24 protein-coding genes and 2 pseudogenes are annotated in these 23,392 nt (G+C 68.4%); 20 read left to right on the top strand and 6 right to left on the bottom strand.

Annotated elements, in window-relative coordinates; genetic code table 11:
- Window positions 1-175 precede the first annotated feature (175 nt).
- The 12 genes from ACIRR9_RS37705 to ACIRR9_RS37650 all read left to right on the top strand — a co-directional run bounded on the left by ACIRR9_RS37705 (window position 176) and on the right by ACIRR9_RS37650 (window position 10,688).
- Window positions 176-706 carry a hypothetical protein gene (locus tag ACIRR9_RS37705; protein ID WP_403761591.1) on the top strand — a complete coding sequence of 177 codons (531 nt, stop codon included), beginning with the start codon at window positions 176-178 and terminating at the stop codon, window positions 704-706.
- A 23-nt stretch (window positions 707-729) separates the two neighbouring features.
- Window positions 730-1,560 (top strand): hypothetical protein, encoded by an 831-nt coding sequence (locus ACIRR9_RS37700; protein WP_403761588.1) that lies wholly within the window; start codon window positions 730-732, stop codon window positions 1,558-1,560.
- A gap of 90 nt (window positions 1,561-1,650) precedes the next feature.
- Complete coding sequence (locus ACIRR9_RS37695; RefSeq protein WP_403761586.1) at window positions 1,651-2,343, top strand: SAF domain-containing protein; 693 nt, start codon at window positions 1,651-1,653, stop codon at window positions 2,341-2,343.
- The gene (locus ACIRR9_RS37690) at window positions 2,340-3,161 is read left to right on the top strand and encodes a MinD/ParA family protein (RefSeq protein WP_403761583.1); all 822 of its coding nucleotides are present in this window, start codon (window positions 2,340-2,342) and stop codon (window positions 3,159-3,161) included. Before ACIRR9_RS37695 ends, ACIRR9_RS37690 begins: the two co-directional genes overlap by 4 nt.
- Entirely contained in the window at window positions 3,158-4,513 is a 1,356-nt protein-coding gene (locus ACIRR9_RS37685) for a CpaF family protein (RefSeq protein WP_403761580.1), read from the top strand. The genes ACIRR9_RS37690 and ACIRR9_RS37685 overlap by 4 nt, the downstream gene beginning before the upstream one ends.
- A gap of 5 nt (window positions 4,514-4,518) precedes the next feature.
- Window positions 4,519-5,433 (top strand): type II secretion system F family protein, encoded by a 915-nt coding sequence (locus ACIRR9_RS37680; RefSeq protein WP_403761577.1) that lies wholly within the window; start codon window positions 4,519-4,521, stop codon window positions 5,431-5,433.
- Window positions 5,433-6,329, top strand: a complete 897-nt coding sequence (locus ACIRR9_RS37675; protein ID WP_403761803.1) for a type II secretion system F family protein — start codon at window positions 5,433-5,435, stop codon at window positions 6,327-6,329. Before ACIRR9_RS37680 ends, ACIRR9_RS37675 begins: the two co-directional genes overlap by 1 nt.
- A 60-nt stretch (window positions 6,330-6,389) precedes the next feature.
- Window positions 6,390-6,590, top strand: coding sequence for a hypothetical protein (locus ACIRR9_RS37670; RefSeq protein ID WP_403761574.1), 201 nt, complete (start codon window positions 6,390-6,392; stop codon window positions 6,588-6,590).
- 3 nt (window positions 6,591-6,593) lie between these two features.
- Complete coding sequence (locus ACIRR9_RS37665) at window positions 6,594-7,001, top strand: TadE/TadG family type IV pilus assembly protein (RefSeq protein ID WP_403761571.1); 408 nt, start codon at window positions 6,594-6,596, stop codon at window positions 6,999-7,001.
- Window positions 6,998-7,423, top strand: a complete 426-nt coding sequence (locus tag ACIRR9_RS37660) for a TadE family protein (RefSeq protein WP_403761569.1) — start codon at window positions 6,998-7,000, stop codon at window positions 7,421-7,423. Before ACIRR9_RS37665 ends, ACIRR9_RS37660 begins: the two co-directional genes overlap by 4 nt.
- A complete protein-coding gene (locus tag ACIRR9_RS37655) occupies window positions 7,420-7,866 on the top strand; it encodes a Tad domain-containing protein (protein WP_403761566.1) in 447 nt (148 codons plus the stop codon). The genes ACIRR9_RS37660 and ACIRR9_RS37655 overlap by 4 nt, the downstream gene beginning before the upstream one ends.
- Window positions 7,867-7,892: 26 nt before the next feature.
- Entirely contained in the window at window positions 7,893-10,688 is a 2,796-nt protein-coding gene (locus ACIRR9_RS37650) for a BTAD domain-containing putative transcriptional regulator (protein WP_403761563.1), read from the top strand.
- 224 nt (window positions 10,689-10,912) lie between these two features.
- Here ACIRR9_RS37650 and ACIRR9_RS37645 read toward each other — a convergent pair whose 3' ends face one another.
- On the bottom strand, window positions 10,913-11,482 hold the full coding sequence (locus tag ACIRR9_RS37645) for a TetR family transcriptional regulator (protein ID WP_403761560.1): 570 nt from the start codon (window positions 11,480-11,482) through the stop codon (window positions 10,913-10,915).
- Between the two features lie 95 nt (window positions 11,483-11,577).
- Here ACIRR9_RS37645 and ACIRR9_RS37640 point away from each other — a divergent pair, with 95 nt between their 5' ends.
- Complete coding sequence (locus ACIRR9_RS37640; RefSeq protein ID WP_403761557.1) at window positions 11,578-12,303, top strand: SDR family oxidoreductase; 726 nt, start codon at window positions 11,578-11,580, stop codon at window positions 12,301-12,303.
- Between the two features lie 692 nt (window positions 12,304-12,995).
- On the opposite strand, the gene ACIRR9_RS37635 is transcribed toward ACIRR9_RS37640, so the two are convergent.
- A complete protein-coding gene (locus ACIRR9_RS37635; RefSeq protein WP_403761554.1) occupies window positions 12,996-14,564 on the bottom strand; it encodes a hypothetical protein in 1,569 nt (522 codons plus the stop codon).
- A 469-nt stretch (window positions 14,565-15,033) separates the two neighbouring features.
- Between ACIRR9_RS37635 and ACIRR9_RS37630 the strand changes: the two are divergent.
- Window positions 15,034-15,837 (top strand): annotated as a pseudogene (locus tag ACIRR9_RS37630) (IS630 family transposase); the annotation flags it as partial.
- Between the two features lie 152 nt (window positions 15,838-15,989).
- Here ACIRR9_RS37630 and ACIRR9_RS37625 read toward each other — a convergent pair.
- Together ACIRR9_RS37625 and ACIRR9_RS37620 are read right to left on the bottom strand one after the other, a co-directional pair.
- Window positions 15,990-16,829, bottom strand: coding sequence for a transposase family protein (locus tag ACIRR9_RS37625; protein WP_403761551.1), 840 nt, complete (start codon window positions 16,827-16,829; stop codon window positions 15,990-15,992).
- A 52-nt stretch (window positions 16,830-16,881) separates the two neighbouring features.
- Window positions 16,882-17,328, bottom strand: a complete 447-nt coding sequence (locus ACIRR9_RS37620) for a hypothetical protein (RefSeq protein WP_403761548.1) — start codon at window positions 17,326-17,328, stop codon at window positions 16,882-16,884.
- Window positions 17,329-17,560: 232 nt separating this feature from the next.
- Between ACIRR9_RS37620 and ACIRR9_RS37615 the strand changes: the two genes are divergently transcribed.
- From ACIRR9_RS37615 to ACIRR9_RS37595, 5 genes and pseudogenes are all read left to right on the top strand, one after another.
- Window positions 17,561-17,788: a hypothetical protein gene (locus tag ACIRR9_RS37615; protein ID WP_403761545.1), complete on the top strand. Its 228-nt coding sequence runs from the start codon at window positions 17,561-17,563 to the stop codon at window positions 17,786-17,788.
- Between the two features lie 45 nt (window positions 17,789-17,833).
- Window positions 17,834-18,190 carry a VOC family protein gene (locus ACIRR9_RS37610; protein ID WP_403761542.1) on the top strand — a complete coding sequence of 119 codons (357 nt, stop codon included), beginning with the start codon at window positions 17,834-17,836 and terminating at the stop codon, window positions 18,188-18,190.
- Window positions 18,191-18,315: 125 nt separating this feature from the next.
- Window positions 18,316-19,554: pseudogene (locus ACIRR9_RS37605) on the top strand (IS701 family transposase).
- 201 nt (window positions 19,555-19,755) lie between these two features.
- Window positions 19,756-20,562 carry a DUF6461 domain-containing protein gene (locus ACIRR9_RS37600; RefSeq protein ID WP_403761539.1) on the top strand — a complete coding sequence of 269 codons (807 nt, stop codon included), beginning with the start codon at window positions 19,756-19,758 and terminating at the stop codon, window positions 20,560-20,562.
- 259 nt (window positions 20,563-20,821) lie between these two features.
- A complete protein-coding gene (locus tag ACIRR9_RS37595) occupies window positions 20,822-21,406 on the top strand; it encodes a YrhB domain-containing protein (protein WP_403761536.1) in 585 nt (194 codons plus the stop codon).
- Here the strand turns inward: ACIRR9_RS37595 and ACIRR9_RS37590 are convergent.
- Window positions 21,388-21,966, bottom strand: coding sequence for a hypothetical protein (locus ACIRR9_RS37590; protein WP_403761533.1), 579 nt, complete (start codon window positions 21,964-21,966; stop codon window positions 21,388-21,390). The two genes, ACIRR9_RS37595 and ACIRR9_RS37590, sit on opposite strands and share 19 nt — an antisense overlap.
- Window positions 21,967-22,190: 224 nt before the next feature.
- On the opposite strand from ACIRR9_RS37590, the gene ACIRR9_RS37585 reads away from it, so the two are divergent.
- The gene (locus ACIRR9_RS37585; RefSeq protein WP_403761530.1) at window positions 22,191-22,814 is read left to right on the top strand and encodes a DUF6000 family protein; all 624 of its coding nucleotides are present in this window, start codon (window positions 22,191-22,193) and stop codon (window positions 22,812-22,814) included.
- A 57-nt stretch (window positions 22,815-22,871) separates the two neighbouring features.
- Here the strand turns inward: ACIRR9_RS37585 and ACIRR9_RS37580 are convergent, their stop codons facing one another.
- A complete protein-coding gene (locus tag ACIRR9_RS37580; protein WP_403761528.1) occupies window positions 22,872-23,267 on the bottom strand; it encodes a hypothetical protein in 396 nt (131 codons plus the stop codon).
- Between the last annotated feature and the right edge of the window lie 125 nt (window positions 23,268-23,392).

Here is a 23,392-nt window from a genome sequence, read left to right as displayed (position 1 = left end):
CGCTCGACCGAGCGACAAACACCGCGCATCATCTATGGCCAAAGGTATGCAACAAGGCTAAGACTGGCTCAAATTGAGCGCTCTGATTGCGGTTGACCCTCCGTCTCGCCGGGTAACTCCAGTCGCATTCGACTACTAAGAGTTGCTATATGTTGGCAATGAGTAATGGGGGTCTGTGGTGAAGAACGGGCACGGCGGCCTGGCTGCGTTGGTGCTTCTGCTGACTGCTGCAGCATGCACGCCTGCAGATGGCGCTCCGGCGCCTCCTGGGACGCTTGCTTCGGGCCGATCTGCGGCTGCTGCTCCGCCCTCGGGGGATGCGGCGCTCGCGGCCTACCGGGCGATGTGGGGCGACGTGGTCGTCGCGGCTCGGACTTTGGATGCTGGGCACTCGCGGCTGGATGACCATGCAGAGGGTGGTGCCCTTCAGCTTCTGCGCCACATGATGCGAGCGAACAAGGAGCAGGGAGTCGTGACGAAGGGGCAACCGAAGTTTGCGCCCGTGGTCACGAAGGCCGGGGCTTCGACGGTCGTCATCCAGGACTGCGCCGACGGTTCCCGGTGGCTCCAGTACACCAAGGACGGTGCACTCGAGGACGACGTGCCGGGTGGGCATCATCGCGTCGACGCGACGGTCAGTAAGCACGGCGGCCGTTGGCTGGTCGAGTCGCTGTACATCGGCGAGGTCGGCACGTGCGTGCAGTAAGCCGCGGCGGGGCGGTCGTGCCGATGGCCATCCTCCTGGCCGTCGTCGGGACTGGCCTGTTGGCCGGACCGAAGGCGTTCGCAGACGACGGATTCGGTACCGGCACCGGCGTGAGCTGCGCGGGCGGCGGGTGCGATCTCAAGGCTTCTCGTACGCGTCCGGCGCGGCGCTCCCCGAGGACAGCTCCCGTACGCCGAAGCGGCGGTGGCAGTCGTGGAGGCGGCGGTGGTGCGGGCGGTGGGTCCGCCGGGCCACCGACGGTTGTCTCGGACGGGTGGGAGTACGACCTGGGCAACGGCATCGGCATTCTGCCGCGGTTTGACGCGGACAAGAAAGACGGGAAGAAGTCCGGCGGCGCGCAACGGCCGCAGGTCTCCGTGGAGGCAGTGGCTCGACAGGCCGTCGAGCGGCTGCAGTTGCCCGAGCCCGTGATTCACATGAGTCCCGACGAAGACTCCGCCCAGGTGGTCCACGTGCCGACGTGGATGTGGGTGGAGAAGAGCAGCTGGGGACCCGTTACGGAAACCGTGTCGGTGCCTGGCGTGCAAGTGACGGCGACCGCGCGTCCGCGTCTGGCGGTGTGGTCGATGGGGGATGGCTCGACGGTTTCGTGTACGGGGTCGGGGACGCCGTACTCCGCGAAGTACCGACCGGACGCGAAGTCGCCGGATTGCGGCTATACGTACCGAAGGGCCTCGCTGGCCCAGCCGGACAAGAGGTTCACGGTGTCCGTGCGGGTGACCTGGGATGTGGAGTGGCGCGGTGGCGGTCAGTCCGGAGTGGTACCCGGACTGATGATAGGCGCGGAGCGGCAACTGGTGGTGGATGAGGTGCAGGCCGTCGTCGTGCGGTGACGGCGCCGGATGAGGACCAGCTCGTCGAGACGGGACGGGCCCCGGAACAGTCAGATTTTCTCTTCTGCGAGGTGATTTGTGGGTACCTCCATGTCTTCTCCGCCGGCCCATGGGATCGGATTGCCCGGTGCGCGCAAGGGCGGACCGGAGCAGCGGCCGTCGGCCCACGGCGGCGGCGTCAAGCGCAGACCGGGCTGGTTGTGGGGCGGGATCGGGACCGTGTTGGCGTCCGCGGTCGGCTTCACGCTGATTGCGACGGAGCTGGGCGGTCGTACGGACGTGTTGGTGCTCGCCCGGGACGTACCGGCCGGGCACGTGTTTACCGCCGGTGATCTGCGTTCCGTCGAGGTTGCGGCTGAGGCGGGCGTGGTGCGGGTTGCCGACCGGGCGCAGGTGGTGGGACGGCAGGCCAGGGTGCCGTTGGTGGCCGGGTCACTGCTTGCGAGGGAGCAGGTCGGGAAGCGGGCGGATTTTCCACCTTCCGGGTGGTCGCAGCTGTCGCTCGCGGTCGAGACGGGGGGTGCTCCGCCCGAGCTTGCGCGGGGAGAACGCGTCGCCGTGCTCCCGGGCCCGTCCACCGAGGGCGGCTCTGTGGACAAGGAGGCAGAGGACAAGGCGCCGGCTGCCGTCGTCGGGACGGTGACCGGTGTGAAGGCCCCGGAGTCCGCCAGCGGTGTGCGGGTGGTGACGGTGCTGGTGGAGACCGGTGCGGTGCGCCGGGCAGCGGCGTTCGAGTACCCGCGGATCGTGGTGCTTCCGGCCGAGGGGCGTGAGGCACCGTGAGGCGGCTGATCACCTTGGGCTCGCTGACCGGTGCCCCGGGAGTGACGACGACCGCGCTGGCGTTGGCCGCTGCGTGGCCTCACGAAGCGGACGGTGGTGTACGGCCGGTCGTCGTAGAGGCCAATGTCTGGGGTGGTGATCTCGCCACGCGGTACGGCGCGCCGTACACGCCTGGCCTGCTGGATGCTGCCGCCGCAGCCCGGCAACCCCAACCGGGTTCGCTTCTGGGAGCGGTCGCCGAACTGCCTTTCAACGTGCGGGCTGTTGTGGCACCCGCCGGCCGGGGTGCGTGCGGCGAGGCGGTACGGGTGTTGGCTGCTGAGAGCGGGCGGCGCGTTCTGACCGGAGACGTCGGTGACCGGGGCACGGCGCTCCTGGACGTCGGGAGGATCGGCGGGGACGTCGATGGGCTGCTGGCCTCGTCGGATCACGTGATGCTGGTGACGCGCGGCTGTCCGGAGGCGCTGACCCACGTCTACGCGCACCTCCTGGGCGTCGCCGAAGAGGCCCGGCGGATCACTCTCGTCGTGGTCGGGCCGTGCCCGTTTCCGCCGGAGGAGATTTCCCAGGCCCTCGGCATTCAGGACGTGGTCTTCCTGCCGTGGGATGTGAGGACCGTGGCCGCGATGCGCAGCCAACGGCGGATCACCCTGCGTACTTCCGGTTTCCGCACGCTGCCCTTGATGGCCGCCGCGCATCTCCTCGCCCGGCAGATCAGTGGAGCCGGCGGGCAGGTGGAGGCGCCTGAGCGCGCCGGAGTGGTCAGGCAGATGCGGGCGGCGCTGGTGGAGGCCGCGGCAGAGGGGAGCGGCGTATGAGCGCAGTGGGCATGTCCGTAGGCGCGGTGCCGGGCCAGTTCGGAGCGCACGAACGGGAACTGGCGGACTTGGTCAGGCAACGTGTGGTGGCCCGGCTTGCGGCGTACGCCGGTGAGCGGGAGGCGGCCGGGCTCCCGCCCGAGGACGACATGGCGCGGCGGGACACGGTGAAGCGCCTGCTGGGCGAGGAACTCGGCACTCACTGGCGCAGGACCGTGACCGAAGGCGGCCAGGGACTCGATCAATGGGCCGAGCAGCGGATCGCGCAGGCCGTGGAGGACTCGCTGTTCGGCACCGGGGGACTGGAGCGGCTCCTCGCTGACGAAAGCCTGGAGAACATCTGCGTCAACGGCTGCGATGTGGTGTGGGTCAAGGACGCACACGGGCAGTGGCATCGTCGGCCACCGGTGGCTGCCTCGGACGCCGAGCTCGTGGAACTCGCGCGCACCCTCGCGGCGAGCGTGGACGGTGAGGAACGGCGATTCGACCGCGGCATGCCGCGTCTGAATCTTCAACTGCCGGATGGCTCTCGGCTGTTTGCCGTGATGGCGGTGACCGGTCGGGTGTCGTTGACGATTCGGCGGCATCGCTTCCCGGCCACGTCGATGGCCGAGCTTGTACGGCTGGGAGTGTGCGACCCGCAGCTGGCCGCGTTCCTTGCCGCGCTGGTGCGGGCCCGGAAGAACATCGTGATCGGCGGCGGCACCAACGTCGGCAAGACCACGGTGCTGCGGGCGTTCGCCAGCGAGATCCCGCCGGCCGAGCGGCTGGTGACGATCGAGGACACCTTCGAGCTGGGGCTGGACGCGGACACCCGGGCGCATCCGAACGTGGTGGCGATGCAGGCCCGTGAGCCGAACATCGAGGGCCAGGGCGGCATCGACCAGGCGGAGCTGGTGCGGTGGGGGCTGCGGATGTCTCCGGACCGGGTGATCGTCGGGGAGATCCGCGGGGCGGAGGTGATCCCGATGTGCAACGCCATGTCCCAGGGCAACGACGGCTCTCTGTCCACCATCCATGCCTCCACCTCCCGGGGCGTGTTCACCAAGCTCGCCTCGTATGCAGCCCAGGCACCGGAGCGTTTGTCGCTCGAAGCGACGAACCTGCTCGTGGCCTCCGCCGTGCACTTCGTCGTCCACCTCGGCTGGGATGCCGACGGCCGGCGGGTGGTCGACTCCGTGCGCGAGGTCATCGACGCCGACGGGGCACAGGTCGTCTCCAACGAGGTCTACCGGCCCGGCCCGAACGGACGGGCCGAGCCCGCCGCCCCGCTGCGCGCCGAGACGCTCCAGGACCTCATGGCGGCCGGCCTGGAGCCGCAGGCGGTCGCCGTTCCCCGGTGGGGAGCGTGACGGGCATGGAATTCACGAACGGCTCGCTGACGGCGGTCGTGGCGGTGCTCGGAGCGCTCTTCGGACTCGGCCTCGTCACCATCGTCTACGGCTCCGTGCGCCGCCCGGACCGTGAGGTACAGGCCGGCGCTGTGCGGAGCCTCATGGAGCGTCTGCCCGAGAACTGGACCAAGCGACGGGTGACCATTGCAGGGGTGACCGGGATCGCCGTCGGAGCTCTGACCGCGTGGCCGGTTGCCGCTTTGCTCACCACGGCGGCACTGCTCACCCTGCCCGGGCTGCTCGGCCCGGACCGGCAGGCCGCGCGGCGTACGGAGCGGATGGAGGCGCTGGCCACCTGGACGGAGATGCTCCGTGACACGTTGTCCGCCGCCGCAGGCCTGGAGCAGGCGGTCCTCGTCACCGCGGACATCGCCCCCACCGCGCTGGAACGGGAACTCGGCAGTCTGGTCGCTTCGGTGCGTGCCGGACGTCCGCTGCCTGCGGCGCTGCGAGCCTTCGCGGAGGAAGCGGACGATCCACTGGCCGACGTGGTGGTCGCCGCGCTCGTCATGGCGGCTGAGCAGCAGGGCAGCCAACTCGGACCACTACTCGGTGAGCTGGCGGAATCGGTGCGCGAGCAGGTGGCGATGCGGCAGCGCGTCGACGCCGGGCGGGCCAGCATCCGCACCGGAGTCCGGGTCACCGTAAGCGTCACGCTCGGGATGGCGGTGGGGCTGGTGGTCTTCAACCGTCCCTACCTGGACCCGTTCGACACGCTCGCCGGGCAGGTGGTCCTGGCCGCAGTGGGCGCGCTGTTCGCTACGTCCTTCGCTTGGCTGACCGCGATCGGTCGTGTCGACGAACCCGTACGTCTGATGAGCTCCGCGACCGCACCCGGCCCCGTGGGCGTCGGCGCGGTGCCGGGAGGGACACGATGATCACTGTCCTGGTACTGGGAGCCATGTTCGGGGCCGGCCTGACCGCCCTCGTCCACGGGCTGCGCCCGCCTCGCCCCGCCCTCGCCGACGTCCTGGCCGCGCTCGACGCTCCGCCACTCCCGCCGGCGTCAGTGCCGGAGGCCGAGGGCGAGGAATGGGCGACCCGGCTGGGCCGACGATTCATCCCGCTGGTGCGGGCGCTCGGCCTGCCCACCGCTTCTCTGCGCGCGGACCTCGCCGTGTGCGGGCAGGACGTCGACAGACATCTCGCGGGCAAGGCGACCTGCGCGATCGCCGGACTGGCCGCACCGTGGCTCGCGGTGGCGCTGATCCGCCTCGGCGCGGGGATGGACACGGGAACGTGGGCGCCGGTGAGCGGCTCGTTGGCGCTCGCCGTAGTGCTGTTCTTTGCCCCCGATCTTGCGGTGCGAAGGCAGGCTGCCCTGCGGCGTCGCGAGATGCGGCACACCCTCAGCCTCGTCCTGGACCTCACCGTGATCGCGCTCGCGGGCGGGGCCGGAGTGCAGCAGGCTCTCACCCATGCCGTCCACGCTCCGACAGGGTGGGCGGCCGGGAAGCTCCGCCATGCTCTGCATGTCGCTCAGCTGACCCGCACCAGCCCCTGGACGCACCTCGGCGACCTCGGGCGGCAGCTGGCCGTGACCGACCTTGTCGAGCTTGCCGCCACTCTCGGCCTGGCCGGCGCGGAGGGCGCCAAAGTCCGTGGATCGCTCGCGGCGAAGGCCAGGGCGATGCGCCGCCGCCGTATCTCCGAGGCCGACGGCGCCGCTCAGGCCGCCACTGAGCAGATGTCCCTGCCCGTGGTCGTGCTCTTCGCCGCCTTCCTGCTGCTGATCGGCTACCCGGCCCTCGCCCATGTGCTGACGGCCACCTGACGCCCGTCTCGGATGCACGCAGCTCACCCCACGCACACCACCGACCGGAGAACGATCCGCATGTCTCGTATGCACCTGGACTACCTGATCGCCACCGCGCGCAGGCATCTCGCCCGCGTACGGCACGCCGCCCGCAACGACGCGGGCTACACCACGGAGACGATCGTGGTCACCGCACTGCTCGCGATCCTCGGCCTGACGGTCGTCGGCATCATCGTCGCCAAGGTCACTGCCCGAGCCAACAGCATCGACCTCGGATAGGGCATGCCGTACGTCCCGAGCGGGTTCCGTGACGACCGTGGCGCGGCAACCACCCAGCTGGTGCTGGTCGTTCCGGCAGTGCTGCTGATGATGCTGCTCAGCGTGCAGTTCGCACTCGCCTGGCACGCTCAGCACATCGCGCAGTACACCGCCGAACGTGCCCTGGCCGCCGCCCGCGCGAAGAACGCGACGACCGCCGACGGGCAGGCCCAGGCCCGGACCAGTCTCGCCCAACTCAAAGGCCGCATCCTCACCTCGCCGTCCGTGACCGTGCGCCGCACAGCGGTCCAGGCGACCGTGACGGTGCGGGGAGCCGTGATGCCCGTGGTGCCCGGCCTCAACCTGCACGCCACCGGCATGGCCTCCGGAGCCGTCGAACGACTCACCACGCCGCAAGGAGCAACACCATGACGGGCGGCCCCGAAGGGCGGGTGGACCGTGGGTCGGCGGCGGTCGAGCTGGTGCTGGTGACCCCGCTGCTCGTCATGGTGATGCTGACCGTCGTCGCGCTGGGACGCCTCTCGGACGCGCGACTCGTGGTCGCAGACGCCGCCCACCAGGCCGCCCGCGCCGCTTCCCTGGCCCGCACGGAACCTCATGCCCGTTCCGATGCACAGCGTGCGGCGCAGGACGCTCTGCACGCCGCCCGCAGCGCCTGTGCGCGCCCCAAGGTCACGGTCGCCACCGGCAGCCTGACACCGGGCGGCAGCACATCAGCCACCGTGACCTGCACCGCCGATCTTCGAAACCTCACGATCATCCCCATGCCCGGGAGCGTGACGGTGGCTGACACGGCCCACTCGCCCGTTGACCGTTACCGGAGCACCCCATGAACATGCCCAATCGGCTGAAGTCCTGGGCCTGGGGCCGTGTGACGGGAGGCGACGACCGCGGGCAGGTCACCGCGTTCGTCGTCGGCACCGTACTGGCCCTGTGGCTGTTCGCCGGGATCGTCGTGGACGGCGGGCTGGCACTGGCCGGCAAGGCCCGCGCCCTGGACACGGCTCAGGAGGCCGCCCGCACCGGCGCGCAGCAGGTGGACATCGGGCGTCTGCGCCGTACGGACGACGTTCGGCTGATGGGGGAGAAGGCCGCGGCCGCGGCGCGGGCGTATGTCGCCTCCACGGGCGACAGCGGTACGGCGACGGCGCACGGCGACAAGGTGACGGTGCGCGTCACCCACCATCAGCGCGCGCAGATCCTCCAGCTCATCGGCCTACGCACCCTGACCGTCACCGCGTCCGCCACCGCTCAGGCCGAGCGCGTGACGCCGTAACCGGGGCAAGGAAGGACCACCTGCGTATGACGTCCCACTACTTTGCCCGCGTACGGCTGCGTGCAGCGGCCACTGCGGCGGGCACCGGCCTGATCACGCTCGCCCTGCTGGTCGGCATGCCCTGGGTGCTGTGGGCGGCGGCCGGTGTCCCCTGGCCCGAGCAGGTGTTCTCATGGCGGGAGTTGACCGATCGGCTCGCGGAGCCCGTCGGCGATCCCCTGATGATCGAGCTGCTGGCGCTGTTCGGCTGGGTGTGCTGGGGCGCGTTCGCCTGCTCGGTGGTGCGGGAGATTGCCTGGTACGCGACGCATCTGCCGCAGCTGATGCGCGACCGTGGCGTGCACGCCGAGCACGTGGCCACGCTCTCCTTGAAGCGGTCGTTGGCGGCGCTGTGCGTGGGCACCCTCGTCCTGGCCGTCCTCGGGCTGTGGCGACCTCATGCCGCGAGCGCCCAGCAGCCGTCAGGAATTCGAGAGTTGACGTCACGGGTAGCGGCGACGGCACCGCTGCACCCCGCGTTGGCCTTGGCAGCCGTATCCCGGTCGGAAGGCTCGAAGGCCGGGGGTGACGACGCTCGAATGCGGCTTTCGGCGGAGGCGGCCGAGGGGCATCGGCTCGTCGAGTACACGGTGGTAGCCGGCGACACGTTGTGGGACATCGCGGCGACGCACCTGGACGATCCCGTGAAATGGCCGCGGATCTACAAGCTGAACAAGGACCGCGTCCAGCCCGACGGTAGACAACTGACCGACCCGGATCTGATCCTGCCGGGTTGGCGGCTGGCCATCCCCGTCGCTGAAACGGTCACTCCGCCTCCCGCACATCTCACCTCGCCCGCGCCCTCCGTCCCCGATACGCCGGAGACCCCGGACAAGCCCGCAGCTCCACGGCAGGCCGCTCCTCACAGCGCGCAGAAGGACGACGCAGACCGAAGGCGTGGAGATGCGCAACGTCATACTGGGCGAGGGGCGGTCGCTGTCAGCGTCGGTGAAGCGAGCCTGATCGGCATCACCACCGCGGCCGGGCTGCTGGCCGCACTGCGCTACGTCCGCGTCCACCGCAACCGCTCGCGCCGGCCGGGCACGGACGTACACGAGCCGGAGCTCAGCCCAGTCGTCGAGAAAGCCACACGGGCGGCACGAGAAGCCGCGCTCCCGCGCACGCCGACGGACCCGGACACGCTCGTCACCCGCCGCACTCAGCCCCAACGACCCAAGCCGGTTCAGGCAGTGACCATCGGCCAGGCCGACGACACGGAGATCGCCCTCGACGCCCTGGCCTACGACGGAGGCTGCGACTGGAGCGGTCCCGGCGCCGAGGCGGCCACCCGCGCCCTGCTGTGCGGCATCCTCACCGCCGCCGAACGCCAACGCCCGCAGGAACCGCTTCTACGGGCTGTCGTACCAAAAGAGTTGACGGACCGCCTGCTTCCTGGGCTTCCCTCTCAATTCACGGCCCTGACCCAGGCGACCGACACGGCTCATGCCATCAAGCTGGCCGAAGAGCATCTGATCGCCCATGCGAGGCATCGGCAGCAGACACAGGAGCCCGGCCCGGAAGCGGCGGTGGCGGGGCCTGACGGCGATCACGAAGAGCAGCACGGCGCCGGCCCCGGCATCCTGCTCCTCCTCGCGACGCCGGAACCGGCTCACACCGGGCAGTTCCAGGCGCTGGCCACGCGTACCGACCCCGACGCCCTGCTGGTCCTCACCCTCGATACCGCCCTGCCCGGGACCACCCCATGGCACATTGCCGCCGGCGGCGCCACGAGCCTGCCGACAAGGACCTCCTCGCGTGCCGCACGGGCATCGTGGACGGAAGAACTGCGCCTGTTCCAGCTCACCGCCGAAGCCGCCCGGGACGTCATCGAAGTCGTCCTCGCCGCCCATGGACAACGCCCCCGGCTGCGCGTCATCCCCGCCGAACGCACGGAGACACTCGCACCACCCGCTGGAGATCCGGCCGAGGCCGACGAGGACAACGACGCCGAACCGGCCGCTCCCGCGTCTCTCCCGCGTCCTGCCGAATCATGCGAATCGCGGCGGCCCGAGCAGCACAAGCCGATCCGCCTGCACGTCCTGGGCCCCGTCACCCTCTACGCGCGGGGCAGCGACGATCCTGTCGGCGTCAACCTCCGAGCGGAAGTACGGGAATTCCTGGCCCTGCTGGCCGCCCACCCGGCAGGCCTGCTGGCCGCCGACATCGCCGAGAACCTGCGCCTGGACGGCGATATCGAGCAGAACGCGCGCGAGCTGAAGAATCTACGACGCGCCGTGCGACGGGCCTTGCGAGCGGCGACTGGAATTACCCAACAGGAATTCGTACTGCTTCAAGGGGAACTCCACAAGCTCCATCCCGAACTTGTGGAAACAGACCTCGCTGATTTCACCGCAGCTCTGAACCGGATCTCGGCCGCCGGCGACCCGAGCACGCAACTGTCCTCCGTACGCGAGGCACTGCGCCACTACCGCGGAGTCTTCGTCCACGGCGGTGACCACCTGTGGGCCGACGGCATCCGCGAACACCTCGCCACCAAAGCAGCCGACGTCGTCCTGCGCCTGGCTCACCACGCCGAACACGCCACCGACACGCACCAGACCGACGCGGCTCTCACCGCACTGGAACACGTCATCGCACTCCACCCCGACCACGAGCAGCTGTACCAGCACGCCATCCGCCTCTACCAAACCGCCGGCCGCCACGACGCCGCACGGCACACGTACACGCGCCTCCAGCGGCACTTGGCCGACCTCGGCCTCGAACCCGAACCGGCCACCCAGGCCCTGATCACACCCAGGACCCCCGCGCGGAAGACCCGGTAAGTACTCCAGCCGCAGATCGTGACCGGGCGCTGCGTTACGTGCTGAGGGCGAGGCGTGCGTGGCAGAGGTACCAGCGTGCTCGGGCTCGGTGGTGTCGTCGCCACGCGGACCAACGTAGATGCCTCGCCGGTGGATCAGGCCGCTGCGGGCTCGGCTCGTTTCGTGCGTCTTTTGACGCCGAGCGATCTTTGGCCGGTGTCGATTCGGGTTCGAGGGGGGTCTGGTCAGCGACGGTCGAGCGCGTGGGCGAGTTCGTCGGCGGCTTCGCGTACCCGGGCTGAGTAGGCGGCGGCGTCCGGCTCATCGACCCAGCGGGCGAACGCGGTCCGGAAGATGGCGACGCCGACGTTCGCCAGTAGGCCTGCCGTCGGTGGGGTAGTTCCGCGCTGGCGGAGAGCTGTGTCGAGGGCGTCGGAGACGGCGGCGAACTTGGTGCGGCCGCGCTCCTGGAGTTCGGTGCTGCTGTCGACGATGGCCTGTCGCTGCGCGGCGTGCGGGGCGACCCGTTCTGCCAGTACGTCGCCGACCTTCTCGAGGGCGTCGAGCAGGGCTTCGAAGGGAGTGAGCTCGGCGTCGGCCTTCAATACGGCGTCGGCGAGGGCGGCCGGAAGCTGGTCCGAGCCGGCGAAGAGTACGTCGCGCTTATCGGTGAAGTAGCGGGAGAACGTGCGACGCGTCAGTCCGGCGCGCTCGGTGATCTGCGCGACGGTGACGTTCTCGTACCCGTGCTCGAGAAACAGCGCCAGCGCGGCCTCGCGCAGCCGGTCCTCCGCTCCCTGCTCCCAACGTGGCATAGCCGGGATTCTAGCACTGATGTCCCATTGAGACATTAAGGTGCTACGGTGATGTCTCAATGAGACATCGCCTTGACGGATCCAGGAGGAGCACCATGACGCTCAACGGTCAGCGCATCGTCGTCATCGGCGGCAGTTCCGGCATGGGATTGGCCACGGCCCACGCGGCCGCGGAAGCCGGTGCCGTCGTCACCATCGCCTCAAGCAGCAAGGAGCGCATCGACGTCGCGCTCGCCGAACTCCCGGACTCGTGCGACGGCGCCGCATTCGACGTACGCGACGAGGCGGCCGTCGCCGACCTGTTCGCCCGGGTCGGCGAACTCGACCACGTGGTGTTCACCGCCGGCGACCAGCCCGATCGCCGCGCGCTCGCCGAACTCCCGCTCGACCAGGCCCGCCGTACCTTCGATGTGCGGTTCTGGGGAGCCGTCGCCGTCGCCAAGCACGCGGCCCCCTGCATCCGCCCCGGCGGCTCGATCACCTTCACCACGGGCACGGTCGGCGTCCGTCCGGTCCCCGGCGCCGCCCTCGCCTCCGCCGGATCCGCGGCCACCGAGGGCCTCACCCGCGGGCTGGCCTTCGACCTCGCCCCCGTACGCGTGAACGCCGTTCGCTCGGGCGCCGTCCGTACCCCGCTGTGGGACGCTGTTCCCGAACCCCAGCGTGCGGCCGTGTTCGACACCTTCGCGCGGCGCGCCCTCACCGGCGCGATCGGCGAGCCGCAGCAGATCGCCGCAGCAAACCTCTACCTGATGGAGAACCAGTTCGTCACCGGCACCGTGCTCACCGTCGACGGCGGCTTGATCCTGACTGGAAACTGACGGAAGCGGCTCAGCACTCCAATCCCGATCGTGATCCGACACCGCGTCACACAATGAGCGCGAGGTGGGTTCGGTAGTGGTGCCAGCGTGCGCGTACATGTGGCGCTGACGCCAGAGTGGGCAGCGTCGATGCAGGGTGAGCAGGGCGGGGCGCTGCGGAGCGGCAGAACGGTTGTCAGCGTTACGAACAGGTGGAACTGACGCCGTCACAACCCCGCCGTACATCCCTCATTTCGCACCGCAGCTGCCTTCACGTCAGGTCACGATCTGCGACTGGAGTAAGTACTCCAGTCGCAGATCGTGATCAGGTGCCGTGAGACGCTGCCTTGCATGATCGCTAAGTGGTCGCGTTCGGAAGTCCTTCGGGGGGTTGACTGCAGAGCCAGCTGGCCGACCGGCGCCGCTCGGCCACGGCCCCGAAGGACAGCGTCCGGTCCGATGACGAGATCGCCCGCCTCCGGCGAGAGAACAGCGGCCTGGGCAAGCTGGTCCGCATCTACGCCGAGGCAATCCGCCGGCTGGCTATCGGCAAAGCCCACCTGGAGGACGGGCGGCAAGCGCTCAGCGGGGTAACCAGCCTCACCGCACGTCGCCGACACGAGGCCTGAGAAACCTCTGCGCCGGCAGCTCTCCTCGTCGCAGGCATCCTCATCCTGGCCGCTCGATGATCCGAAGGAAGCCGGCCTGGTCGTCTATTCCGGATCCTCGCGCAGGTGGCTGTTAGTGGAAGGTGTCTGCTTGTTCGACTTCGGCGGCCATTCATAAGGGGGGAGCCTTCGGTGCAGGGGGCGTCCGGTCCCCCCGTGCTTCTCCTCGTACGAGGCGGCTCGGATCGTGCCGAAGGAGACCTCACTGTCCCGCATCACATCCACCCCCTCCACTCGGAAAGCGATCCATCCCGCTCCGGGCATAGGCCCTGACACCCAAGGGGTGACGACACTGCGAACGTTGGTCTCGCCCGCCACGATGGTGCCCCTGTGGCGGTCGGGGTCGGTGATCTTCACTCCCGTGTCGGTGAAGGCAAGGCGGCTCTTCTTGTCGTTGGGTCCCTCGACCCACTGTGTGGTCACGCTGTTCAGGTCCGCTGTGTCGGCCGAGACGGAGCCCCATGCCTGGCCGCCGTCCTTGCGGACGTCGATGCCCGGCTGGGGGAACCCGATCCAGCCCTTGCCACTGTCGCGATCACCGACCCACGTGGTGTTGACGCCCTTGACGTCGATGAGCTCGGCGGTGACGACGCCGAGGTCCTGGTTGGGGCCGTGGTGAACGGTGATGCCGGTGTCGGGGAAGCCGATCCAGCCGGAGTCGGCGCTCCGTCCCTTGACCCTCCCGGTCCTCACGTCGTGGACGTCGGCAATCGCGGCTTCGATCGTCCCCAGGACACTGTTGAAGTCGTCGGCCCTCGCGCCGTCCCTGGTGAAGGTGACCCGGCCTCGGTCCGTCGTCCCCTCGATCCACGGGGCGCGCGTCCCGCTCTCGAACTCGGGGATGAGCGCGTGGACGGTGGTGGTGAGGAAGTACCCCTCCTGCGCCTGCCCGTTGGTGCCGACGGTCCCGGCTACGAGGGTGTAGGTGGTGCCCCGCTTCAGGGGGCGTCGGAGTGTGTGGGTGTGGTGCCCGTAAGGTGTCGGACCGGGCTGCACCGGCGGAACCTCTTCCGGGGACCCGTCCGGATGGCGAATCCAGTACTTGAGGCTGTTCGGCCCGTCCCAGTGCAGGACGACGTTCTGGCTCTCGCCCACCAGGGACAGTTCCGCGCGGAAGTTCTGCGGGACCTGCGGCGTCTGCTTCACCAGCCCGAGCGTGGTTCCGTAGTAGTAGGGGTGTTGCGGGTTATACGCCGGCGCGTTGTTGTCGCCGCCGTAGGCAAGCTCATGGATCGACACGACGGCCAGGCCCGCATGCTCGGAGACAGGGATGTTCTCCAGCTTCAGGACCATGTGCTCCTGTCCGGGCAGCGTCATATCCTGCCCCGTGGGGGCTGCGGCCCGGAAGCGGTCCCCGCTGCGCCAAGTGAAGGCCGGGGCGTCGTCACCGGGCAGTGGCTGGTAACTCCTGGGGATACTCGCGGTGATCGCTGCGGCGTTGTCCGTCAGGTCACCGCTGCCGCTGCCGATCGGTATCAGCACATCGATGTGCTGCCACTTCACGTTGGCCAGGTGCGGATTGGAGACGATCAGGTATACCGTCCCCGCGGACGGCGCACCAGGACGCGAGGCTTGAAGCGATGTCGGATCCGTGAGGATCTCATAATGGAGCAAGGACGGCACGCTAAGGACCCCCTACCTCGGTGGTTCACACGATGCGGGCAGAAGACGCGCAGTGAAGTCGGGGCATTGCCGGGTCCGTTCAGATCCTTCGAAGCCGCGCGCCCATCCCGGAGATAGTTGCCAACAGACCTCGTCGACAGTAAGCAGCCCCCACCCGTCCGAACCCCGCCATCCTCGGACTCTGTCCCGAACCGAACCCCTGCCTGACCGGAACCACACCGCCGGAACTGGTCGACACCGCCCAGCGCCGCCCGCTCCTGCAGCAGCTGCGCGGGCCCAGGGGCTTGAGTGTCGTAGGTGGTCGGTGGACATGGGGCCGTCCCGCCTGGGCACCCGCGGCAGTGGTGCGGCAGGCTCCAGCCGGTAAGATCCACTTCTGCTGATCGGCCTGCCTGCCTTACCCCGTGCCGCCGCCTGCCCGATATCGCTCACCGCCTCGCAGCGGCACCGGCTGAAGAAGATGGCCTACGGCTACAAGACGCCCCACCAGGCGCGGATGCGCGCGAACGTCGTGCTTCACGCGGCACGGGGCCGCTCCAACGCGCGCATCGCCCGCGAGACGGGCCTGCACCTGGATACCGTGCGCAGGTGGCGGGGCCGGTTCGCCGAGCAGGGCATGGCTGGGCCGGCCGACCGCCGGCGCCCCGGTCGCCCGCCTTCGTTCACCGCACTGCAGGCCGCCCGGGCCAAGGCCCTGGCCTGCCAACTGCCCGCCGAGACCGACGCGCCGCTGTCACGCTGGTCATGCCCGGAGCTGGCCCGCGAGGCCGTGGTACGGGGCATCGCCCCGGCCGTGTCGGCGTCCACCGTCCGCCGCTGGCTGGCCCAGGATGCGCTCAAGCCCTGGCAGCACCGCTCCTGGATCTTCATCCACGACCCCGATTTCGGACCCAAGGCCGCCCGTGTACTGGACCTGTACGCCCGCACCTGGCAGGGCGAACCGCTCGGACCGGACGAGTACGTCATCAGCGCGGACGAGAAGACCTCCATCCAGGCCCGCTGCCGCTGCCACCCCACCCTGGCCCCCGGACAGGCCCGGGCGATGCGGGTCAACCACACCTACGGGCGCGGCGGTGCCCTGGCCTACCTCGCCGCCTACGATGTCCACCACGCCCGGGTGTTCGGCCGCACCGAGCCCCGCACCGGCATCGACCCGTTCATGCACCTGGTCGCCCAGGTCATGGGCCAAGAGCCGTACGCCAGCGCGGAGCGTCTCTTCTGGGTCGTGGACAACGGCTCCTCCCACCGCGGGCAGAAGGCAGCCAACCGCCTGACCAACGTCTTCCCGAACGCGGTCATGGTCCACCCCCCAGTGAGCGGTGTGCATCGTGAAGTTGCTGGTGAGGGGGCTGGTGTGCGCGGGGTTCAGGAAGCTCGTGCTGGTCGCGGGCGGGTGACTTCGGTGAAGATCGTCGGTCAGCGGGTGACTTCGCGGTTCGTGAGGACCAGTAGGGCCCTGACAAGGGCGGTCGCCCATTTGGGGTCGGTGCGGAGCCTGCCGAGCACGCGCCAGTTCTTGAGGTGGGCGAATCCGTGCTCGACTGGGGCCCGGACGGCTGCCAGCGCCTTATTGGATAGCTTCTGTCCCCGTGCCAGGGGCCGGTTCCGAGCGGCCTTGTAGCCGGTGATCACCGCTGGGCCGGCGTCCGGGTCGCTGTCGTCGAGCCCGACGAATCCCAGGTCGGCGATGGCGCCGAGCCCGGCCGCCCGCAGCTTGGCGGTGAGCTGGTCGTGCCGGCAGGCGGTGATCTCCGAGGTCCGTCCGGGCCGGGTCGCCGAGACCCAGAGCAGCCGGCCACGGTCGTCGGTGAGGGCGATCACGAGCAGGCCATGGCACTTGTGCTTGCCCGAGTAGTTCTTCCGGTTCGCTGTGCCGGTGCGGCGTCGGGTGCGGATCAGCGTGCCGTCCAGCAGTACGACTCCGCCGCCCGTTCGGGCGATCTTCTTCAGGGCCCGCTGGAGGCGCGGGGTGCGGGCGGCCAGCAGGCCGACGACTTCGCGGACCCACCGGGTGACGGTGGTGCGGTGTATCCCGTTGCCGCCAGCCAGATCGCCCGGCCGCTGGTCACAGCGCAGTACTGCGAGCACGATGGCGGCGATCCTTCCCGGGGGCAGGGCCCGCCACCGTGAGCTGATCTTCTTGCAGTGGCCGCGTATCAGGGCGGCGAGATAGTTCAGGGTGGCGCTCGACAGCGGCAGACGGGCGGTGTAGACAAGGCCGTCAGGGCCCTCGACGACGTGGTTGGCTTTCTTCACACCAGACTCAACTGCCGTCGGGGGCCCGCCAGTTACGCCCCGTCCTGCGCGGTCACGGACGCGCGGTGAACCGCCCGTCGGGCCGCTTGTGCAGCCATCCGCGGTCGGCGAGCTTGGTCATCTTCGCGCGCAACGGCTCCAGCTTGCCGCGCACCGAAGTCTCCAGGCCCAGCCGCTCGCCGACCACCCTGACCTGCACCGGGCCGTCGGCCTCCCGCACGATCGCCAGGATCTTGCGGTAGTCGCCGGGCAACGCGTCCTCGTCGGCCGCGTCGCTGCGGTGCGGGATGAGCAAGACCGCCCGCCCGGCCACCTTCGCGGACACCGGAGCGACAGCTTCGGCGTCGGCCTGGGCCTGCTCGGCCAATCGGTTCAACACTCGTTCCGCGATCGCCAGTTCGTCCCGCTCGACCTGGACCTCCTGCAGCTGTTTGGTCAACTGCTCGGCGAGGGAATCCAGTTCGCCTCGGCGAGTGGTGATCCACTGCCGCTCCTGCATTTCCGCAGTCCCCTCGATCTCATGGCGTGCCGACCTGCCGACGGATCGTAGGCGCGGGTTGGTCGCGGGCGCAGCCGAACCCAGCAGACCACCGGAATGGGACGCCCGACGATCTTCACCGAAGTCATCCGCCCGCGACTTGCACAAGTATCGAGAACCCTGCGCACACCAGACCCGTAACCTGCGACTTCACGATGCACGCGGCTCAGTCCACGCCTTCTGGCTCAACCAGGTGGAGATCTACTTCTGCATCGTCCAGCGCAAGGTCGTGTCACCCAACGACTTCACCGACCTTGCCCAGGTCAGGAACCGGCTCCGAGCCTTCGAAGACCGCTACAACGTCACAGCACAGCCGTTCCAGTGGAAGTTCACCACCTCCGACCTGGACGATCTGCTGGCCAGACTCGACCGGGACACTGCCCTTCGCCAGGAAGAATCCTCCGCTGTGCCTGCTACGTGATCAACCCCCGAAGGACTTCCGGAGCCGACCACTGAGCTGCAGTGCGTGGTGTTGGACTGTGCCGATGTCGTCGGGCTGTCCCGGTTCTACCAGTCGCTTCTCGGTGGCGTAGTGAACCAGCCGGATCCGCGGTGGTCGCTCGGGGAGGGCTGGGCCACACTCCACACTGACGGCGGGTTCGTGCTGGCCTTCCAGCGGGTGGACAACTACCAGCCGCCGCGGTGGCCGGACTCCACTCACCCCCAGCAGTTCCACCTCGACCTGGAGGTCAAGGACCTGGAACAAGCTCAGGAAGACGTCCTCAAGCAGGGCGCCGTACTGCTCGACGCGGGTGACGGACAACGGAGTTGGCGCATCTTCGGGGATCCGGCAGGACACCCGTTCTGTCTCGTCCGGCACTGACAGGGGGAGACCACAAGAGGTGCGGCCACCGTTGATCATCGTGAGTTGTGTGGACTGACGACGAGACGGTGGCCGCGGGCCACAGCATAGATCCCGCGCGTTGGCGGGAGGCGTTCGAGGTTGCCATGGGCCGGATAGCGGGCCGGTTCGCGAGGGTCGAGCCTCGGCTGCGGGCCGGGCGGCTGGTGCTGGGTCTGCTGTCGGACCTGCCGCGCAAGAATTGTTGGACGATCGCGGAGTGGGCTGGCGATACCGCCCCGCACGGCATGCAGCACCTGCTGTCCCGGGCCGTCTGGGACGCCGACGCGATCCGTGATGACGTGCGCGAATACGTCATCGAGCACCTCCACGACGAGGCCGCGGTGCTGGTCGTCGACGAGACCGGCGACGTGAAGAAGGGCACCCACACCGTCGCCGTCCAACGCCAGTACACCGGTACCGCCGGCAGGATCGAGAACTCCCAGGTCGCGGTCTACCTCGTCTACGCGGGCGATCGGGGACACGCGGCGGTGGACCGGGAGCTGTACATCCCGCGCTCCTGGACGCGCGACCCGGAACGATGCCGGGCAGCAGGGCTCGGCGAGGACATCGTCTTCGCGACCAAGCCGGAACTGGCCCGCACGATGATCGAACGGTTCCTCGACGCCGGACACCACGTGGGCTGGGTCACCGGGGATGAGGTCTACGGCGACAACCCGAAACTGCGCACAGCTCTGGCAGAACGCGGCATTGGCTACGTCCTTGCGGTGGCCTGCTCCGTAGAAGTCCCCACCCCAGCAGGCAAGTTCCGGGCCGACCATCTGGTCAAACGGCTGCCGAAGCGGGCCTGGCAGAGGCTGTCGGCCGGACACGGTGCGAAGGGGCACCGCTTCTACGACTGGGCCGTCATCGACCTGGCCGGCCCGTGCCCGGGCCGCCACCAGCTGCTGATCCGCCGTAACCGCTCCACCGGAGAACTTGCCTACTACCGCTGCTTCTCGCCCCGGCCGGTGCCGCTGGCCGAGCTGGTGCGGGTCACCGGATCCAGATAGCGGGTGGAAGAGACCTTCCAGGCCGAGAAGGGGCTGGCCGGACTCGATGAGCACCAGGTCCGCCGCTATCCCTCCTGGGTCCGCTGAGTCACCCTCGCCATGCTCGCCCATGCCTTCCTCGCTGTCGTCCGCGCCGACGAACACGCCAGCCATCCCGCCCCGGATGGGCTGGTCCCGCTGTCCTGCAACGAGATTCAGCGTCTGTTCATCACACTCGTCGTCCGGCCGACCCACAGCGCAACCCACCGGCTCGGCTGGTCCGACTGGCGACGCCGCCACCAAGCCCGGTCTCGCACCAGCCATTACCGGCGACAAGCCACATCCCAGACATGAAGATCACGATCTACAGCTCACTGGCGCAGAGCACTTGTTCCGTGGGTGCGCTATTCCTGGCTGTCCTGGGCACGCGTGAACGACTCCGGCGACTGGTTCGTGAGGGATTCACCGGCTGGGTCGACGCGGAATGTGCGAGGGCTGTGACAGTGACCAGCTTGTTTCCTGGCCTTGTCACTGGCAGCAGGCAGACTGTGCCGCATGACTTCGGTGACCGCACATGACTATGCCTGGATACGTTCCTCTCCGTTGTTCCGCTATGCGCTGGAAACCGGGTACACCCTGACCCTGGTGCGGGGCGTTGCCCCGAGGGAGGTGCTGCAGGTGATGGAGGCGGAACCCCAGGGCACGTGCACAGGGGCGGACGCGTTGATCGAGCGGCAGGACGAACTGGGCGACCCGACGGACTACTGGGACGAGTCCTTCATCGCGGGAGCATTCACCGTCCCAGGCGAAGGTGGTGACTGGACGCTCGTCCTGCACGTCGCAGACGGGGGCATGGGGATGCAGTCGCGCTTTCTGGAGGCCTTGTCGGATGGCGGGTGCGCTGTAGTGCACTCCAGCAATGGAGGTAAGCCCATGCACTTCTTCCATTGGTATGAGGACGGGGAACTCCGGACCACCTTCGAGTGGCCCACGGCCAGGGCTGGCAGCACTCCCGATGCCCTCAACTCGGTTATGCGTGCGGTTGGCTTCGCGCTGTCGGACGACGAGGGCGAGAAGGGCGAGCGTGTCGACACCAAGGCGGCGGTCTTCGCCCTCGCCGAGCGGCTGACCGGGGTTCGGGTGACGGAGGAAGTGCTCCGGGATGCCGAATACCAACTCGGGCTTGTGCCCGAGGAACCCGCAGAGGAGTGGACCGGCATCGTCATCGACATCTCCGACGCTCACGGGGAACGTCTCTACAAGGAAGTCACCCGCGACGAGGTCGAGGGCGCTTTTGCCCGCGCTCGAGGCGAGGCCACAGGACTGGCTATCAACCGCGGGCCTTCATCACCCACTCCCTGACCTGCAGTGCGCTACGCCTGAGCCGAGAGCGTGAGCTGGGTGATTAGCCGCCCTTTCGGCAGGTCGCGATGTAGTCGGTCCAGTTGCGTTTGACGAAGTTCGCCCAGTCCGTTGCGTTATGGCCCGTTTCGTACTGGCGCAGAGCACTTGTTGCTCAGCTGCTGTATTCCTGGGCGAGAAGGTTCATTGGCCCTTCTGCACGGCTCTGAGCCGTGGGAATTCGCTGGTCGAAACCGGGCCCGTACGGGATGCTGCACGCGTGATCGAGCGAGAAGTCGCCGTTCGGGCTGTCGAAGAGCAGCTGGAGCGCGACTATCAGCAGTGGCGGGCTGTGAGCGCGGACGCGGTGAAGATGGCTGTGGTCCGTGTCGAGGAGCACGAGCTGGTGTGGATCGTCTCCTGGCAGTCCGAGGAGTTCGCACGCACTCGGAACTCGAAGTGCATGCTGATTGGCAATGGGCCGTACCTAGTCGACCGCGTCGACGGAGGACTGCACCAGATCGCCGTCGTCTCTGCGAAAACCGGAGCGTGGGAGGACGACTACCGAGCCCGGATACGTGGGCTGCCGGTACGAACCGCAGTAGACGATCTACACGATGCACTATGCGGAGTCGCCGCCACGCGTGGACGCATGCACGCTGTGCGGACACTGCGCCAGAGGCTGCCTGTACTCTCGCCTGCGGGGGCCATCGAATACGTGAGTGCGTTGCTGGACGGTGATGCGCCCGCGCACCTGGTGGCCGTCGTCGCCAAGGAACTCGTGGAGCCTCTCAACCCGGTCTTTAGGGTGCGGACCATTCTGAGCGGAGCGGAGATCCGAGCCGGTCAGAAACCCAAGGGGTGACGGGAAAGCCATTCGGCATGCCGATCGCGCATCCGATCCCGTTCCTTGGAGGTGGTGAGGAAGACGTCAGCGCCACCGTCGTAGGGGTGGTGGATGCGCTGCATCTGGGTGTCAGTGATGAGGACGCCCCCCACCTTGTCGTCGGCGATGTCTCGGAGCAGCTCGTCGATGCAGCCACGCTGCCAGGGCTGGCGGGTGGCGAAAAGGTGGCAGTACGTGCGGAATTCAGGGTCGGGATCGTCCTGCACCAACAGGCTCTGCCAGTACCCCGTGGCGGGTTGCGGTGACGGAATATCGGCTTCGGCCGTCCACAGCGGAGTGATCACATAGACCTCTGTGCCAGCGAACAACTCATCGAGGACGGTGTTGTAACGCTCGAGGACAACGGCGTACTCGCTCTCGTCCTGCGCATACCGCTTCGACTCCGGCAGACTGTGAAAACGTACCCAGACATCCTTATATGGGTCACGGAGCTTGTACCCAACCGGCGGGCAATGGGGCCAATGCTGATGCCACAGCTCCGTCAGATCCGCCTGCCCGTCTCCAGACACCTGCTGCACTCGTCCTCTCGCGTTTGTACCCGCCGACGACCATGATGCCGGGGCGCATCCACGAGAGAAACCGACTTCCTAGCTGCCGCTTCATCGGCTGCTGATGTAGCCGGTCCAGTCGTGTTCGACGAACTTGACCAGTCCGTCGCGCTGGTCCCAGAGAGGGCAGCGGACGAGCAGCGTAAGAATGGGCTGGCCTCGTTGCGCACCAGCGAGGCAGGATCGGCCCTGTGATGCGCCATGCCCACGAGGATCCCGAACTGCTGGCCCTGGTTCGCCGCTATGTCACGCCCGAGGGTGAGCGACGGCGCTACCTGAAGCTCGGAGGCAGCTTGCTACGCATGCGAAGCCCTGAGTACGACCGGTTCATACGCGATCTCCGCGAGGACGCAGGATTCATCACCGCGGATGAGATCGCCACCCTTCTTGAGGGCAGCTGGCGCGAACGGAGAACGGCAGCTTGGCTCGTAGCCGTCTCTCGACGGACCGAGTTCCGCGAGCGCCTCGGAGAACTCCTGCTGGCCAGCGAGGTCTGCTGTGCTGGGCTGGCCTACTGCGTGGCCCTGGCCACTTTCGGAACGGAGCGCGATGCTGATCTGCTCGCCGCCTACCTTGATCGCTATCTCTGCCGCCCTGACCTTGGCTACGACCAGACCGTCGTCATGGGTGCTCTCCAGTTCATCAGCCTGAATCTTGGAAGCGATCAAGCCAACCGTTTCCTGGGCCTGGACGGCCTGTGGCAGCAGTGGCTCCACGACGCGCCTCACATGCAGGCCAACCCGGACCCTCTCCCCTCCTCCTTGAGCCTGATTCGTCGGCTTTATGCCGTCGTCGATGAATGCGCCGCGGCAATATGACGGCCTCACATCTCGTGGTGATCTCTCTACTCCATTGCCCGGCACACTTGGAAACAGTCAGACCTGTGCGCGGGACGCGATGTAGTCGAGCCAGTCGCGTCTGGCGTATCCGGTCCAGCGGGTGGCGTTACTGATGCTGGTGCCGGTGAAATCGGCGAGGACGGACGCCGGCAGGTCTGTGGCCAGCGCGAGACGAGCATTGTTGCGGCCGGCGCGAGGCGCGATGCCGTGTCGGCGCAGCTTCAAATTGAGGTAGGTGGCTCCGAGAGGGCGGGCGGGCTCCTGGCCGGGGAACAGCCACGGTGTTGTGCTGGCTGTCTGATCGAGCTGCCAGCGTGCCTGGCACTGGTCGCGTTGCGCACGGACCAACCGGGCGACCTCGGGCGGCAGTGGAAGGCGATGGCCTGCGAGGTTGAGCGCCACCATCTCGTTGTCGTCTATGACGTCGCGCACGGTGAGTTCGAGCAGTTTGGTGTGCTGCAGTCCGAAGAGGAGTGTCAGGGTGCCGGCCGTACGAACATCGAGGGGTGTAGCTCGCTTGCAGGGACGCTGCGAGCTGGAAGTTTGCTGATGTGGCT

Origin of the sequence: Streptomyces sp. NPDC101234, assembly GCF_044767525.1 — a bacterium.
Classification (GTDB): Bacteria; Actinomycetota; Actinomycetes; order Streptomycetales; family Streptomycetaceae; genus Streptomyces; species Streptomyces sasae.
The sequence above is the reverse complement of the archived record's forward strand: the minus strand, read 5'-3'. Positions and strand labels throughout refer to the sequence as shown.